Annotated in this window: 17 protein-coding genes; 11 read left to right on the top strand and 6 right to left on the bottom strand. The window is 66.4% G+C overall.

What is annotated here, in order from left to right; translation table 11 throughout:
* Window positions 1-9: 9 nt before the first annotated feature.
* Both ACEN9Q_RS22270 and ACEN9Q_RS22265 read left to right on the top strand, forming a co-directional pair.
* Window positions 10-1,317, top strand: coding sequence for an MFS transporter (locus ACEN9Q_RS22270; RefSeq protein WP_056450030.1), 1,308 nt, complete (start codon window positions 10-12; stop codon window positions 1,315-1,317).
* Window positions 1,286-2,137 (top strand): fumarylacetoacetate hydrolase family protein, encoded by an 852-nt coding sequence (locus ACEN9Q_RS22265; RefSeq protein WP_056450033.1) that lies wholly within the window; start codon window positions 1,286-1,288, stop codon window positions 2,135-2,137. Before ACEN9Q_RS22270 ends, ACEN9Q_RS22265 begins: the two co-directional genes overlap by 32 nt.
* A gap of 93 nt (window positions 2,138-2,230) precedes the next feature.
* Here ACEN9Q_RS22265 and ACEN9Q_RS22260 read toward each other — a convergent pair whose 3' ends face one another.
* Window positions 2,231-3,565 (bottom strand): aspartate aminotransferase family protein, encoded by a 1,335-nt coding sequence (locus ACEN9Q_RS22260; protein ID WP_495626066.1) that lies wholly within the window; start codon window positions 3,563-3,565, stop codon window positions 2,231-2,233.
* Between the two features lie 91 nt (window positions 3,566-3,656).
* On the opposite strand from ACEN9Q_RS22260, the gene ACEN9Q_RS22255 reads away from it, so the two are divergent.
* Entirely contained in the window at window positions 3,657-4,211 is a 555-nt protein-coding gene (locus tag ACEN9Q_RS22255; RefSeq protein ID WP_495626065.1) for a carboxymuconolactone decarboxylase family protein, read from the top strand.
* Between the two features lie 75 nt (window positions 4,212-4,286).
* Here ACEN9Q_RS22255 and ACEN9Q_RS22250 read toward each other — a convergent pair whose 3' ends face one another.
* From ACEN9Q_RS22250 to yjgA, 3 genes are read right to left on the bottom strand one after another with little or no spacing between them, the layout of a single operon-like run.
* Window positions 4,287-4,955 (bottom strand): alpha/beta hydrolase, encoded by a 669-nt coding sequence (locus ACEN9Q_RS22250; RefSeq protein ID WP_495626064.1) that lies wholly within the window; start codon window positions 4,953-4,955, stop codon window positions 4,287-4,289.
* A 19-nt stretch (window positions 4,956-4,974) separates the two neighbouring features.
* On the bottom strand, window positions 4,975-5,592 hold the full coding sequence (mog, locus tag ACEN9Q_RS22245; RefSeq protein WP_495626063.1) for a molybdopterin adenylyltransferase: 618 nt from the start codon (window positions 5,590-5,592) through the stop codon (window positions 4,975-4,977).
* Complete coding sequence (yjgA, locus tag ACEN9Q_RS22240; RefSeq protein WP_056450048.1) at window positions 5,576-6,184, bottom strand: ribosome biogenesis factor YjgA; 609 nt, start codon at window positions 6,182-6,184, stop codon at window positions 5,576-5,578. Before yjgA ends, mog begins: the two co-directional genes overlap by 17 nt.
* A 95-nt stretch (window positions 6,185-6,279) precedes the next feature.
* Between yjgA and pmbA the strand changes: the two genes are divergently transcribed.
* The 3 genes from pmbA (at window position 6,280) to nfsB (ending at window position 9,459) form a co-directional block, all read left to right on the top strand.
* Complete coding sequence (pmbA, locus tag ACEN9Q_RS22235; RefSeq protein ID WP_495626062.1) at window positions 6,280-7,632, top strand: metalloprotease PmbA; 1,353 nt, start codon at window positions 6,280-6,282, stop codon at window positions 7,630-7,632.
* 54 nt (window positions 7,633-7,686) lie between these two features.
* On the top strand, window positions 7,687-8,727 hold the full coding sequence (locus ACEN9Q_RS22230; protein ID WP_495626061.1) for a DUF4214 domain-containing protein: 1,041 nt from the start codon (window positions 7,687-7,689) through the stop codon (window positions 8,725-8,727).
* 78 nt (window positions 8,728-8,805) lie between these two features.
* Complete coding sequence (nfsB, locus tag ACEN9Q_RS22225; RefSeq protein WP_495626060.1) at window positions 8,806-9,459, top strand: oxygen-insensitive NAD(P)H nitroreductase; 654 nt, start codon at window positions 8,806-8,808, stop codon at window positions 9,457-9,459.
* Window positions 9,460-9,535: 76 nt separating this feature from the next.
* On the opposite strand, the gene ACEN9Q_RS22220 is transcribed toward nfsB, so the two are convergent.
* A complete protein-coding gene (locus ACEN9Q_RS22220; RefSeq protein ID WP_495626059.1) occupies window positions 9,536-10,672 on the bottom strand; it encodes a M14 family metallopeptidase in 1,137 nt (378 codons plus the stop codon).
* A gap of 158 nt (window positions 10,673-10,830) precedes the next feature.
* Between ACEN9Q_RS22220 and ACEN9Q_RS22215 the strand changes: the two genes are divergently transcribed.
* A complete protein-coding gene (locus ACEN9Q_RS22215) occupies window positions 10,831-11,085 on the top strand; it encodes a DUF2442 domain-containing protein (protein WP_157202139.1) in 255 nt (84 codons plus the stop codon).
* A gap of 41 nt (window positions 11,086-11,126) precedes the next feature.
* Here ACEN9Q_RS22215 and paaX read toward each other — a convergent pair whose 3' ends face one another.
* The gene (paaX, locus tag ACEN9Q_RS22210; RefSeq protein WP_495626058.1) at window positions 11,127-12,059 is read right to left on the bottom strand and encodes a phenylacetic acid degradation operon negative regulatory protein PaaX; all 933 of its coding nucleotides are present in this window, start codon (window positions 12,057-12,059) and stop codon (window positions 11,127-11,129) included.
* Between the two features lie 103 nt (window positions 12,060-12,162).
* Here paaX and paaA point away from each other — a divergent pair, with 103 nt between their 5' ends.
* The 4 genes from paaA (at window position 12,163) to paaD (ending at window position 14,916) form a co-directional block, all read left to right on the top strand.
* The gene (gene paaA, locus ACEN9Q_RS22205) at window positions 12,163-13,152 is read left to right on the top strand and encodes a 1,2-phenylacetyl-CoA epoxidase subunit PaaA (RefSeq protein WP_495626057.1); all 990 of its coding nucleotides are present in this window, start codon (window positions 12,163-12,165) and stop codon (window positions 13,150-13,152) included.
* Between the two features lie 188 nt (window positions 13,153-13,340).
* Complete coding sequence (gene paaB / locus ACEN9Q_RS22200; protein WP_036170214.1) at window positions 13,341-13,625, top strand: 1,2-phenylacetyl-CoA epoxidase subunit PaaB; 285 nt, start codon at window positions 13,341-13,343, stop codon at window positions 13,623-13,625.
* A gap of 11 nt (window positions 13,626-13,636) precedes the next feature.
* Entirely contained in the window at window positions 13,637-14,389 is a 753-nt protein-coding gene (paaC, locus tag ACEN9Q_RS22195) for a 1,2-phenylacetyl-CoA epoxidase subunit PaaC (protein ID WP_495626056.1), read from the top strand.
* Window positions 14,389-14,916: a 1,2-phenylacetyl-CoA epoxidase subunit PaaD gene (gene paaD / locus ACEN9Q_RS22190; protein WP_495626055.1), complete on the top strand. Its 528-nt coding sequence runs from the start codon at window positions 14,389-14,391 to the stop codon at window positions 14,914-14,916. The genes paaC and paaD overlap by 1 nt, the downstream gene beginning before the upstream one ends.
* The last annotated feature ends 6 nt before the right edge of the window (window positions 14,917-14,922 follow it).

Raw genomic sequence — 14,922 nt, 5'->3', positions numbered from 1 at the left:
GAGGTGCCCATGGAAGCCGACCAGAGCCAGCCGCGCCTTTCCGGGATGGCAGTGTTTTTCTACGTGTTCCTGCCGTTCGCGCTGGGGCATTACCTGTCCTCGCTGCTGCGCAATGTGAACGCCGTGCTGGCACCGCATCTGGTCGGCGCGCTCGCGTTGACGCCGGGCCAGCTCGGCCTCCTCACCAGCGCGTTCTTTTTCGCGTTCGCCCTCGTCCAGCTGCCGGTCGGGATCGCGCTCGACCGCTACGGCCCGCGCAAGGTGCAGCTGGTACTGATGCTGCTGGCGGCATTGGGCACGCTGTTGTTCGCCACGGGCCATTCGTTCGGCCAGCTGGTCCTGGCGCGCGCCGTCATCGGCTGTGGCCTGGGCGGTTGTTTCATGTCGGCCGTGAAGGCGATCTCCACGTGGATCTCGCCCAAGCGCCTGCCGTCCGTGCAGGGTTACCTGATCGCCGTGGGCGGCCTGGGCGCGGCCTCGAGCACCATGCCGGTGCGCATGCTGTTGCAGCACACGGACTGGCGCGGCCTGTTCGTGCTGCTGGCCGCGCTGGTCGCCTGTTGCGGCCTGCTGATCTGGCTCGTCACGCCCCGCTCGAAGGCGCCCGGCGGCGCGCTGCCGACCGTGCGCTCGGTACTGGACGTGTACCGTGCGCCGGCGTTCCGCACGACGATCTCGCTGGTGCTCGTGCCGCATGCGATCTTCTTCGGCATCCAGGGCCTGTGGATCGGGCGCTGGCTGTCCGACGTGGCCCGCTTTCCGGACGGCGCCGTCGCCTACCTGCTGTACATGGGAATGGCGTCCGTGATCTTCGGCGCCATCGCCGTCGGCATGATCACGGAATGGGCCGGGCGGCGCGGCATCGAGGCGCTGGACGTGGCCGCCGTCGGCGTCGCGCTGTTCGTGCTCGTGCAACTGGCGATCGTCTGCAACTGGCGGCCCAGCCTGCAGTTGCTGTCGGTGCTGTTCACGCTCGTGGGGACGATCACCGGCATCGAATACGCGATCGTCGCCCAGAGCCTGCCGCGCGCGCTGACCGGACGCGCCGCCACGTGCCTGAACCTCCTGATCTTCATCGGCGCCTTCCTCGTGCAGGCGGGCTTCGGATTGATCGTCGGCCTGTGGCGTCCCGACGCGGCCAGCCACTTCCCGGCGGTGGCCTACCGCGTCGCGTTCGGCGTGCTGGTGGTGCTGCAGCTGCCTGGCCTCGTCGGCTATGTCCTCAACTTCCTTCAGCGCCGTCAAGTAAAATGCGGCATCGTTATGCTCACCCAGAAGGAAGAATATGAGATTGGTTCGTTACGGTCGCCCCGGTAAGGAAAAGCCGGGCCTGTTCGACGAGGAAGGCCGCCTGCGCGACCTGTCCGGCGTGATCGAGGATGTCGATGCGGCGGTGCTGTCGGAAAAGGCGCTGCGCAAGCTCGCCAAGGTCGACTGGAAGACGTTGCCGCTGGTCCGCGGCAATCCCCGCCTGGGCGTGCCGGTCAAGGGCGTCGGCAAGTTCATCGGCATCGGCATGAATTACTCCGACCACGCGTCCGAGGTCGGCGCGCCGATCCCGAAAGAACCGATCATGTTCATGAAGGCGACGTCGTGCCTGTCCGGCCCCGACGATCCCGTCCAGCTGCCGAAAGGCTCGAAGAAGACGGACTGGGAAGTCGAGCTGGGCGTCGTCATCGGCACCCGCGCCCAGTACGTGGACGAGGCGGATGCGCTCAAGTACGTGGCCGGCTACTGCGTCGTCAACGACGTCTCCGAGCGCGCCTACCAGTTCGAACTGGGTTCGCAGTGGGACAAAGGCAAGGGCTGCGACACGTTCGGTCCCGTCGGTCCGTTCCTCGTGACGAAGGACGAGATCCTCGACGTGCAGGACCTCGATCTGTACCTGGAACTGAACGGCAAGCGCATGCAGACCGGGAACACGTCGAAGATGATTTTCACCGTGGCGCACATCGTCAGCTACCTGTCGCGCTTCATGACCCTGGAGCCGGGCGACATCATCAGCACGGGCACGCCGCCGGGCGTGGGCCTCGGCCGCAGCCCGCAGCGCTTCCTCAAGAAGGGCGACAAGCTGCGTCTCGGGATTGCGGGGCTCGGCGAGCAGCAGCAGGAAGTGGTGGCGTATCCGAAGGCCTGAGACGCATGAAACGTCGTCCCCGCGGAGGCGGGGACCCAAGTTCGTCGCTGAGCCGAATACTTGGGCCCCTGCCTGCGCAGGGGCGACGTTGTTTTAGACAGCCACTGATTTCAGCGCCTGTTCGACCGATTCTTTCAATCGCCCCACGATCTCGCCGAGATCTCCCTGCGTGACCACGAACGGCGGCGCCAGCAGCACATGATCGCCGTGGCGGCCGTCGATCGTGCCGCCCATCGGATAGACCAGCAATCCATTCTCCATCGCGCGCGCCTTGATCGCCGCGTGCAATTTCAGCTCCGGCGCGAACGGCGCCTTGCTCTCGCGGTCGCGCACCAGTTCGAGCGCCAGGAACAGCCCGCGGCCGCGGATGTCGCCCACGTGGGCGTGGTCCTCGAATTCCTCGTCCAGCATGGCGCGCAGCGTCGCGCCGCGCAGGCGGACTTGCGTCAACAGGTCGTCGCGCTCGATCACCCGCTGGACGGCGAGGGCCGCCGCCGCCGCCACCGGATGCCCGATATAGGTGTGCCCGTGCAGGAACGCGCCGCTGCCGTTGCGCAGGCGTTCGACGATGGCGCCGTTCACGAGCACCGCGCCGATCGGCTGGTAGCCCGCGCCCAGGCCCTTGGCCACGGCGATCAGGTCGGGCGCCACGCCGTCCTGCTCGATCGCGTACATGGTGCCCGTGCGGCCCATCCCGCACATCACCTCGTCGGCGATGAACAGGATGCCGTACTTGTCGCACAGCGCGCGCACGCCGCGGAAGTAGCCGGGCGTGGGCGGGATCGCGCCGCCCGTCGCGCCCACGACAGGCTCGGCGCAGAATGCGATCACGTGTTCCGGCCCTGCCTGCAGGATCGCCGCTTCCAGTTCGTCCAGCAGCATCGCCGTGTACTGCTCGACGGTCTGGTCGTCGGCGCGGCCGCGGTATTCGTAGCACGCCGATACCCGCTCGACGTCGATCAGGAGGGGCGCGAACGGCTGGCGGCGCCATTCGTTGCCGCCCACGGCCAGCGCGCCGAGGGTATTCCCGTGGTAGCTCTGGCGCCGCGCGATGAACAGCGTGCGCCTGCTTTCTCCGCCTTCGACGCAGTACTGGCGCGCCAGCTTCAGCGCCGTCTCCATCGCTTCCGATCCGCCCGATACGAGGTACACGCCCTTGACCCCGCTTGGTGCGTTCGCCACGAGGCAGTCGGCCAGTTCTTCCGCCACCTCGGTCGTGAAAAAGGCCGTGTGGGCATACGCGCAGCGATCGATCTGGCGGTGCATGGCCGCGATCACGTCCGGATGGCCGTGCCCGAGCGACGACACGGCCGCCCCGCCGCTGGCGTCGAGATAGCTGCGGCCGTCACGATCGTACAGATAGACGCCCGCGCCGCCGACCGCGACGGGCGGCGTCTGGCGCAGGCTGCGGTGCAGGATGTGAGTCATGAACGCTCCCTAAAAAGTTGACGATTGACAATAAAGGAGAACTGTCCGGATTCTTTTGATTTTTGCCTCAAGGCATGCGAATATTTTCGCCATGACCGACCGCCTCCGCCCGATTCCGCCGGAAGACTGGACCGACGCTCAGCGCGCCGCCGCCCAGGACATCATCAACGGCCCGCGTGGCGCGCTGTACGGTCCGTTCGTGCCGCTGCTGCGCAGCCCCGAGCTGATGGGCTATGCGCAAAAGCTCGGCGAATACCTGCGCTACCGCAGCGCCATCGGCGTTAGATTGTCGGAACTGGCGATCCTCGTCACCGCGCGCGAGTGGGACCAGCAGGTCGAGTGGGCGATCCACGCGCCGATCGCGCAGCAGGTGGGCGTCCCGCCCGACGTCATCGACGCCATCGCCCGGCGCGAGCGGCCGGCCGCGCTGCTCGTCGACGAAGCGGTAGTGTACGATTTCTGCGTCGAGCTGCATCGCCACAAGCGCGTGTCGGACCGCGTCTACGACGACGCGCTGGCGCTGTTCGGCGAGCAGGGCGTCGTCGACCTGATGGGCGTGAACGGCTACTACACGTTTCTGGCGATGGTGATGAACACGGCGTGCACCGCGGTGCCGCCGTCGAGCGCGGCGCCGTTGCCGGACTAGGGTCAGCCGAGGGCAAAAAACAAAACGGCGGCACCGGGCCGCCGTTCGTTCACGCGCGCGGGTCGCGCCCGCGCGTCAGCCCAGCACGGTCTTCAGCCACGCCGAGATATGCTCGACTTCCTCGAGGCACAGCGTGTGCTGCATGGCGTATTCGTGCCATTCGAGCCGGTAGCCGAGCGAGACGAGCAGGTCGCGCGATGCTTCGGCGCGGTTGAACGGCACCACGTTGTCGTAGCGGCCGTGCGCCATGAAGATCGGCGTGGCCTTGCTGGCTTCGGTGCATTCGGTCGCCAGGCTGGCGGACAGCGGCACGTAGCCGGAGAGGCACAGGAGGCCCGCCAGCGTTTCCGGATGGCGCAGGCCCGTCTGGATGGCCATCGCGCAGCCTTGCGAGAAGCCGGCCAGGATGATGCGCGAGGCCGGGATGCCGCGCGCCTTTTCGCGCTCGATGAAGGCTTCGATGTCCTGCTGCGATGCGCGCAGGCCGCCCTCGTCCTCGCGCCGCGTCAGGTCCGCGTTCGTGATGTCGTACCACGAGCGCATCACGTAGCCGTTGTTGACCGTGACGGGCATCGTCTTCGCGTGCGGGAAGATGAAGCGGATGCCGGGCAGGCCGGCCAGGTCCAGCTCGCGCACCATCGGCACGAAGTCGTTGCCGTCCGCGCCCAGGCCGTGCATCCAGATGATGGCGATTTCCGGGCTGTCGTTGGTCTCGATCTGGATGTGTTCGAGCAGTTCGCTCATGCAGAGTCCTCGTGTGTGATCAGGATGCGGCAGGACGCTGCGCCGATTTCGGGCGCCAGGTCTTGCAGACGTCCGGGTCGGTGTCGGCGTACGGGCCGCCAATCAGGTCGATGCAATACGGGACGGCCGCGAAGATGCCGCCCACGACGGTCTTGCCGTCGGCGTCCTTGAGGCCTTCCAGCGTTTCCTTGATCGACTTCGGCTGGCCCGGCAGGTTCATGATCAGCGCGGCGTGATCAAGCGTTTCGCGGATCACGGCCGTCTGGCGCGACAGGATCGCGGTCGGCACGAAGTGGAGGCTGATCTGGCGCATCTGTTCGCCGAAGCCGGGCATTTCCTTCGTGCCCACGGCGATGGTCGCTTCCGGCGTGACGTCGCGCCGCGCCGGGCCCGTGCCGCCCGTCGTCAGCACGAGGTGGCAGCGGACGGTATCCACCAGCTCGACCAGCGTCTGCTCGATGCTGGCGCGGTCGTCCGGGATCAGGCGGGTCTCGACGCGAAACGGGGTGACGAGCGCCGCGTCGAGCCATTCGCGCAGCGCGGGGATGCCCTTGTCCTCGTACACGCCGCCGCTGGCACGGTCCGAGACCGATACCAGGCCGACGACCAGTTCCTCGACCTTATTCTCCAGACTCATCGTCTTCGTCGTCCCCGGTATCGGCTTCGTCGTCGCCGGCGGCGGCTTTCGGCGCCTTGGCCAGGTCCTTCAGGATCTGGAAGATTTCGCGATAGGCCTTGGGCGGCTTGTTCTCGGCCTGTTCCTTGCGCGCATTGCGGATCAGGGTGCGCAGGTGCTGCACGTCGAGATGCGGATGCTCTTCCAGCAGCTGGGTCAGCGCCTTGTCGTCGGCCAGCAGCTTGTCGCGGCGGCGTTCCAGCGCGTGCAGGGCGGCCGCCTCGGCCTTCGAGGTGCCTTTCCAGCTTTCGATGGTGCGCTGGATGACGGCAACCTCTTCCTCGTCGAGGGTGCGCATCAACTTGCCGACGAACTGCAGCTGGCGGCGCCGCCCTTCGTGGTTGGTGATGGTCTGGCACATGAGGATGGCGTCGCGGACGTCGTCCGGCATCGGGACGCGCTTGACGCGGTCGCGCGGCGCCTCGATGAGCTGTTCGCCGAGCTTCTGCAACTCGTTACTCTGGCGCTTGAGTTCGGACTTGGAGGGGCGGTCGTATTCCTGGTCGAACTCGTCGGAGCGGAAGCCGACGGAGCCGCGGTTTGCATTTGGCATGATGATCTAGATTCGACAGGCGCACGGCCCGTCGGTAAAAACAGTAAACGGCTGCTATGATAACTGTTTTAGGGCTCTGCTTTCGAAAAACACACATGAACGACACCGTCTTCACCCATACCCAGGATCAGCTCAAGCAGCTCGCACAGGACGTGCTGGCCATTGCCAAGGAAACGGGCGCCACCAATGCGTCGGTCGAGATCAGCGAGGGTAGCGGGCTGGCGGTGACAGTGCGCAAGGGCCAGATCGAAACCATCGAGCAGAACAAGGACAAGGGCATCGGCGTCACCGTCTACTGCGGCCAGCGCCGCGGCCATGCCAACACGTCCGACTTTTCGCGCGATTCGCTGCGGGCCACCGTCGAGGCGGCGTACAACATCGCCCGCTTCACGGCCGAGGACCCGGCCGCCGGCCTGCCCGACGCCGACCTGCTGGAAACGAACCCGCGCGACCTGCGCCTGTGCTACCCGTGGGACATCAGCGCCGCGGACGCCGTGGCCATCGCCCAGCGCTGCGAGGCGGCCGCGTTCGCCGTCGACAAGCGCGTCACCAACAGCGAGGGCGCCAGCGTCTATGTGCAGCAGTCGCACTTCGTGGCCGCCAACTCGCTCGGCTTCTGCGCCGGCTACCCGTTCTCGCGCCACACGCTGTCGGTCGCGCCGATCGCCGGCAAGGGCGCCCACATGCAGCGCGACGACTGGTATTCGTCGGCGCGCGATCCCAAGAACCTGGGCGATCCGGAAAAGATCGGCCGCTACGCCGCCGAACGCGCCCTCGCGCGCCTGAACGCGCGCAAGCTCGACACCCGCACGTGCCCCGTGCTGTTCGAGGCACCGCTGGCCGCCGGCCTGCTGGGTGCATTCGTCCAGGCAACTTCGGGCGGCGCCCTGTATCGTAAATCGAGCTTCCTGCTCGATTCGCTGGGCCAGAGCATCTTCCCGTCCCACATCCAGATCGTGGAAGACCCGCACGTGATCGGCGGCGTGGGCTCGGCCCCGTTCGACGAAGAGGGTGTACGCACCCAGCGCCGCAACGTCGTCAGCGACGGCGTGCTGCAGGGATATTTTCTGTCGTCTTACTCGGCCCGCAAGCTGGGCATGCAGACGACGGGCAACGCGGGCGGCTCGCACAACCTGGAAATCATCTCCAGGGAGACGAAGATCGCCGACGACTTCGAAGGCATGCTGCGCAAGATGGGGACCGGCCTGCTCGTCACGGAGCTGATGGGGCAGGGCACGAACTACGTCACGGGCGATTACTCGCGCGGCGCGTCCGGCTACTGGGTCGAGAACGGCGTCATCCAGTACCCGGTCGAGGAAATCACCATCGCCGGCAACATGAAGGACATGTTCCAGGCCATCGTCGGCGTCGGCAACGACGTGCTGACGCGCGGGAACAAGTCGACCGGGTCCATCCTGCTCGAGAAGATGGTCGTGGCGGGTAATTGACCGTTCGATATTGAAATGGTAGCGTGGTGTTTTTAACAAATAGTTAAAAACACCATGGCCGTCGTTACCTTTTCCCAGCCTTTCGACATGTCCGTCGTCCCGAACGACTGGACGCCGCCCGCGCCCGCGCAGAATGTCGAGCAGCTCGTCTTTACGAGCGGGACCCTGCGGCTCGAACTGGACAGCAAAGGCGCATCGCCCATTTCCCTGTTGTCCTACCAGAACGGACAATTGACCGGCGGCGTAGGCGAAATCCACTTGTCCAACGGTGCCGGGGAAATCCTGCAGATTGACACCGGATCGGGCGATCCCTACGACGTTTCGCATGCGCCCCTGGCCGGCACGCTCAAGGAGTGGCTCGCGCTGACGGGCATGTTCGACGAGCGCGATTCTTTCACCGGCAGCGCGGGCAACGACGTGCTGCTCGCCGGTGGCGGCAATGACGTCATCCATTCAGGTGCGGGCGACGACCGCATCGACGCCGGTGCGGGCGACGATGCCATCTACGACGGTGCCGGCAATGACACCATCGATGGCGGCAGCGGTTTCGACAAAGCGATCTGGACGGGGGCGCTGTCCGACTACAAGGTGGCGCGCAGCGGCGACGTCTATACCGTCACGAGCCTGAAGGACGGCAGCGTCGATACGGTGACGAACGTCGAACGCCTCGATTTCGACGACAAGCTGATCGCCGCCGACGTCACGCCCGACAGCCCCGGCGGCCAGATCTTCCGCCTGTACCGCGCCGCGTTCGACCGTTTGCCGGACAACGCCGGGCTGCTGTACTGGACCTATGAGATCGGGCACGACGTCAAGCTGGACGCGATGGCGGACGCCTTCATCAAGTCGGGCGAATTCCAGACGCACTACGGCACGGGGCTGAGCAACCACGACCTCGTCGCGAAATTCTACGAGAACGTGCTGCACCGCGCCGCCGACCAGGCCGGCCTGGACTTCTGGACCGGCGCCCTCGACAGCCATGCGGCCACGCGCGCCCAGGTGCTGGCCGCGATCAGCGAAAGCCACGAAAACATCGACGGCACGGCGGCGCTGATCGGCAACGGGCTGGTGCTCGACCAGCCGCTCATGACCTGACGCCCGGGTCCGGCGGGCGTGCTGCACGATCGGCGCTCAGCTGCGATAATCGCGGGTTCAAGTACGAAAGGAACCCATATGGACATTCTCGCCGCCGCCCGCAAACGCTACGCCGCCAAGGCCTACGACCCGACCCGCCGCGTTCCGGAAGAAACGATGCAGCAGATCTACGAAGTGCTGCGCAACAGCCCGTCGTCGGTGAATTCGCAACCCTGGCACTTCATCGTCGCCGGTACGCCGGAAGCCAAGGCGCGCCTGGCCAAGGGCGTGCAGGGCCCGTACAGCTACAACGAGGCGAAGATCCTCAATGCGTCGCACGTGATCCTGTTCTGCACGCGCGTCGATGCCGAAGGCGGCCACCTGGAGCGCCTGCTCGAGCAGGAACAGCGCGACGGCCGCTTCAAGGACGATGCCGCCAGGGCCGGCCAGGCCAAGGGCCGCCTGGGCTACGTCAACCTGCACCGCTACACGCTGAAGGACTTGCCGCAGTGGTTCGAGAAGCAGGCCTATATCGCCCTGGGCAACGCCATGCTGGCCGCCAGCGCGCTGGGCGTGGACACGACGCCGATGGAAGGCCTCGACCCGGCCGCGCTGGACGCGGAACTGGGCCTGCACGAACAGGGCCTGTCCAGCCTCGTGCTGCTGGCCTTCGGCTACCACGCCGACAGCGATTTCAATGCCGCCCTGCCGAAGTCGCGGCTGGCGCAGGACCAGGTGTTCACGTTCCTGTAAGCGCAATGAAAAACGCCACGGTGCGGCAAGCGGCCGTGGCGTTCGTCTTTCCCGGACGGGGCCTGCGCCCCGTTTTTTATTTCTGCAGTTTGCGGATCGCCTGCAGCACCGGCTGCAGCACGGCGGCGCCGAGGCGCGCACTGCGGGCGCCGTCCCAGCCGACCTGCGGATCCGGGTCGTTGGCATTGTCCTTGAACGGCAGTTCCAGGGTCAGCGACAGGCAGCCGAAGGCGTGCGTGACGTACGGCGAACCCATCGTCAGCACCTCGTCCGTGTACGGCTCCTTCGGATAGCCGTGGACGTCCTGGAAGTCGGGGCTGGCGATCAGGAAGGCGTCCGAAAATGCCTGTTGCGCGGCGGCCTGCTCGGCGGTGAAGGTCGGCAGGGCATCGCTGCCGGCGATGAAGACGTAGGGCAGGCCCTCGTCGCCATGCACGTCGAGGCACAGGTCGACGCCCGTTTCTTCCATCTTCTTGCGGACCAGGAAGACTTCCGGGCTGCGTTCCATCGACGGGTTGAGCCACTCGCGGTTCAGGTTGGCGCCGGCCGCGTTCGTGCGCAGGTTGCCGCGCACGGAACCGTCCGGGTTCATGTTCGGCACGACGTAGAACACGGACTCCTTCAGCAACTGGCGGCCGAACGGGTGGGCCGGGTCGAGCAGGGCGTCGAGCATGCCTTCGACGAACCACTCGGCCATCGTCTCGCCCGGGTGCTGGCGCGCGATGACCCACACGTTCTTCTTGCCCGCGCCTTCGTCGCCGATGACGAGCAGGTTCAGGTCGCGGCCGTCGACGGTCGAGCCGAGGTCCAGCATGCGCACGTGCTCGGACAGCTGGGCGCGGTCGAGCAGCTCCAGGTGGCGTTCCCACGAATACGGCTCGAAATAGGCGTAATAGACGCTGTCCATGGCCGGCGTGTGCTCGATGGTGAGCGCCTGGCCGTCGAAGCTCGTCGGCACGCGGAACCAGTTGACGCGGTCGTAGCTGGCCATCGCGTTGTAGTCTTCCCAGCCCTTCGGGTAGGCGGACTTGCCGGCGTTGAGCAGGCGGATCGTGCACGGCTGCGCTTGCGCACCCTGCAGGCGGAAGTAGAACCACTGGGTGATGTCGGCGTGCGAGTCCTTGCGGATGTTCAGGTCGATGGCGTTCGCGCTCGTGGCGTTCACGACCTCGATGGCGCCAGCGTCGAACTGGCTGCTGATCTTGATAGACATGGTGTGTCGTCCTGTTCTTGTTGGGTGTGAGGCGAGCATGATACCGCTTTCGCCGCGGGAAGCCAGATGCTCTGCTGCCGCTCAATGCGTCGTGCCGGCGCATTTGTTACCGTTCTTGCTTGGCCGTATCGTATCGATGCGGCACGGGAGGATAGGCGATGAAGGATATTCGTGTGGCGCGGCCGGAAATCACGAGCATCGACCGGCGCGGCTTCTGGCTGCGCTGGCGCGACGAGGAATTGTATCTGCCGTTCGCCCTGTTCCCCTGGTTCGAGCACGCCACGGTGGCGCAGCTGTGCCGCATCGAACAACTGGGCCGTGAGTGCCTGTACTGGCCCGGGCTGGACCTGGAGCTGGCCCTGGACCGGATCCGCCATCCGATGGCGGCGGCGCAGTTTGCGCTGGATTGTTGAGTTGGCTCGTCGTTCCCGCGCCTTCGCGGGGGCGACGTTGTTTATTCAAGTTGCAGCCCGCCGAACCGCTCGGCCAACCCCGCATCCGCGCCCGGCGCTTCCGCATCCTCGCGCCGCAGCACATCCATCAGGTGCCGCTCGGCCGGCGCCCACACGAGGCGGTAGATCGCCTGCGCCAGCGCATACGCCTCCGACCCCGGCCACGGCCGCGGCAGCAGGGCCAGCGGGAGCATCGGATCGTGCAGCTGGACGCGGCGGTAGGCGTGGATCAGCAGCGTGCGCACGATGAAGGCCTGCTGCGGGTCCGGCGCCGGCTCCGTGCGCAGCAGGTCGAGCAGCGGCGTGAAATCCGCGATGAAGCGGCGGTAGCCGGCCATGACGCCGGACAGGTCCCAGCCTTCGCGCACCAGTTCCGCGAGCGGCCGCGCCCCGACGCCCGGCAGTTCCGTCGCGGCGCACACGAACACCTTGCCGGCGCCGTCCACGCGGCGCAGCACCTCGGCCACGCCGTCCTGGTCGGCCGCCGGATGCGCCAGCAGGCCGGGAGCCAGCATGGCGAAACCTTCCCATTCGAGTTCCTTGCGCACCGTCGCGCGCAGCGCGCTGTCGATGCTGCCGTTGGGCGCCAGCAGCAGGGTCCAGCGGCCATCCCAGTCGACGCCGGGCGGCGCGTAGATGCGGCGGTTGGCGCGCGCGAAGCGGGGCTGGGCGTCGGGCTGCAGCGCATAGCTGCTGCGCCGCCCCTCGCGATTGGCCACCAGCCAGCCTTCCTGGACGAGGCGGAACACGCTCGTGCGCACGAGCCGGTCCGTCGCCCCCAGCGGCGCCACGAGTTCGATCAGGCTGCCCAGCCACAGGCGGCCGCCGTGCGGCGCGATGGCGTCGCCGAAGATCGTCATCACGAGTGATTTGGAACGCGGCGGGTCGGTGCCGAGGAAGTGGGCGATCCACTGAAGGCTGCTGGGTTCGGTCATGGCGGCGATTTTACCCGGTCTCGATATGATTCAAAATTTCGCTATACATCGTGATTCTTGTATCGTATTATGAATCGGAGCAGATGACAAACGGAGACTGACCATGTATGCCCAGATGGTGGAAACCGGCCTGAAACAGGTCCAGGCCCACGCCGACATGAGCGCCGAAGAGCAGGCGTTCCAGGCGCGCATCGACGCCGGCGTGAAGATCGAAGCGAAGGACTGGATGCCCGAGGCGTATCGCAAGACGCTGATCCGCCAGATTTCCCAGCACGCCCATTCCGAGATCGTCGGCCAGCTGCCGGAAGGCAATTGGGTGACGCGCGCGCCGAGCCTGAAGCGCAAGTCCATCCTGCTGGCCAAGATCCAGGACGAGGCCGGCCACGGGCTATACCTGTACAGCGCCGCAGAGACGCTGGGCGTGTCGCGCGACGAACTGCTGGAGGCCCTGCACGCGGGCCGCGCCAAGTATTCGAGCATCTTCAATTACCCGACCTTGACCTGGGCCGACATCGGTGCCATCGGCTGGCTGGTGGACGGTTCGGCCATCATCAACCAGATCCCGCTGTGCCGGTGCTCGTACGGCCCGTATGCGCGGGCGATGATCCGCGTCTGCAAGGAAGAGTCGTTCCACGCGCGCCAGGGCTACGACATCATGATGAAGCTCGCGCAGGGCACGCCCGAACAGAAGGCGATGGCGCAGGACGCCCTGAACCGCTGGTGGTGGCCTTCCTTGATGATGTTCGGCCCGTCGGACGCGGAATCCGTCAACAGCGCGCAGTCGACCGCTTGGCGCATCAAGCTGTTCTCGAACGACGAGCTGCGCCAGCGCATGGTCGACCAGACCGTGCCGCAGGCCGAATTCCTCGGTCTCACCGTTCCCGATCCGGACCTCAAGTGGAACGAGGAACGCGGCCATTACGACTTCGGCGCGATCGACTGGGACGAGTTTTATAACGTCCTCAAGGGCAACGGGCCGTGCAACAAGGAGCGCCTGCGTACGCGGGTAAAAGCGTACGAGGACGGCGCGTGGTTCCGCGAGGCGCTCGTGGCGCACGCGGACAAACAGGCCGCCAGGAAGGCCGCCGCATAAGAATCAAACACTATATCGACACCGTCATCCCCGCGAAACCGTCGACCCGTGAAACCGTCGTCCCCGCGCAGGCGGGGACCCAATGCTCGTGCGGTTCGAAAAACTTGGGTTCCCGCCTGCGCGGGAATGACGGTCTTGCGCGGGAATGACGGTCTTGCGCTGGAACGATGGTCTTAACGGAGACACAAATGAGCAAAGAATGGCCCCTGTGGGAAGTCTTCATCCGCAGCCAGCACGGCCTCGCCCATAAACACGTGGGCAGCCTGCACGCACCGGATGCCGAAATGGCGATCAACAACGCGCGCGACGTCTACACGCGCCGCAACGAAGGCGTGTCGATCTGGGTCGTCAAGGCCGCCGACATCGTCGCCTCCAGCCCGGCCGACAAGGATGCGCTGTTCGAACCGTCGAACAGCAAGGTCTATCGCCACCCGACCTTCTTCCCGATGCCGGAAGAAGTCAAGAACCTGTGAGCGGACGGCGCATGGACGCGAAGCTCGAATACCTTTTGCGCCAGGGCGACAACGCGCTGATCCTGTCGCAGCAGCTGTCGCAGCTGTGCGGCAAGGGCCCGGCGCTGGAAGAGGACATGGCGCTGACCAACGTCGCCCTCGACCTGCTCGGCCAGACGCGCATGTGGCTCACGTATGCCGGCGAGATCGAAGGCCGCGGCCGCGACGAGGAGCGTCTCGCCTACCTGCGCGATGCCGGCGAATTCCGCAACTGCCTGCTGGTAGAGCAGCCGAACGGCGACTACGCACAGACATTGACGCGCCAGTTCCTGTTCGATACGTGGCACTACTTCCTGATGCGTGGCCTGCTGGATTCCAGCGACCGCCGCATCGCCGGGATCGCGGAAAAATCGGTCAAGGAAGTGACGTACCACCTGCGCCGCAGCGGCGACCTCGTCGTGCGCCTGGGCGACGGCACGGACGTCAGCCACCGCAAGATGCAGGACGCGCTCGACGAGCTGTGGACGTATGCCGGCGAGATGTTCATCTACGACGAGGTCGATCTCGCCATGGTCGAGCAGGGCGTCGCACCGGCCGCCGGGCCGCTGCGCACCGCGTTCCTGGGCCACGTGGCCGAGGTGCTGGAAGAGGCGACCCTGACGATGCCGCCGGTCGACGCTTACGTGCAGCGCGGCGGCAAGCAGGGCCGCCACACGGAGCGCCTCGGCTACATCCTGGCCGAGATGCAGTTCCTGCAGCGCGCCTATCCCGGCGTGGAATGGTGATGGCCGTGGGCGCGCCGACCGTCACCGCCGACCAGGTCCGGGCCTGGCTGGGCGAGGTGTCCGACCCGGAGATCCCGGTGATCTCCGTCGTCGACCTGGGCATCGTGCGTGACGTGACGGTGGCCGGCGACGGTGCGTGCGTCGTCACGATCACCCCGACGTATTCCGGCTGCCCGGCCATGGACGTCATCGCGGAAGACATCGAACGGGCCCTGCGCGCACGCGGCGTGGACCGCCTGCGCATCGCCACCCGCTTGTCGCCCGCATGGACGACGGACTGGATGAGCGACGCGGGCAAGGCCGCACTGAAGGGCTACGGCATCGCGCCGCCGGTGCAGCAGGTGATCGACATCAGCGCTCTGGCTCACGGCGTGAAGCGCCACGCGATCCGGCCGCCCGACGTCGCGTGTCCGCACTGCGGTTCGATGCACACGCGGCTGACCAGCCAGTTCGGTTCGACGCCGTGCAAGGCGCTCTACCAGTGCCTCGATTGCCGCGAGCCGTTCGACTACTTTAAATGCCATTGAGGCCCA

Source organism: Massilia sp. Masssp93 (assembly GCF_059491295.1).
The sequence above is the reverse complement of the archived record's forward strand: the minus strand, read 5'-3'. Positions and strand labels throughout refer to the sequence as shown.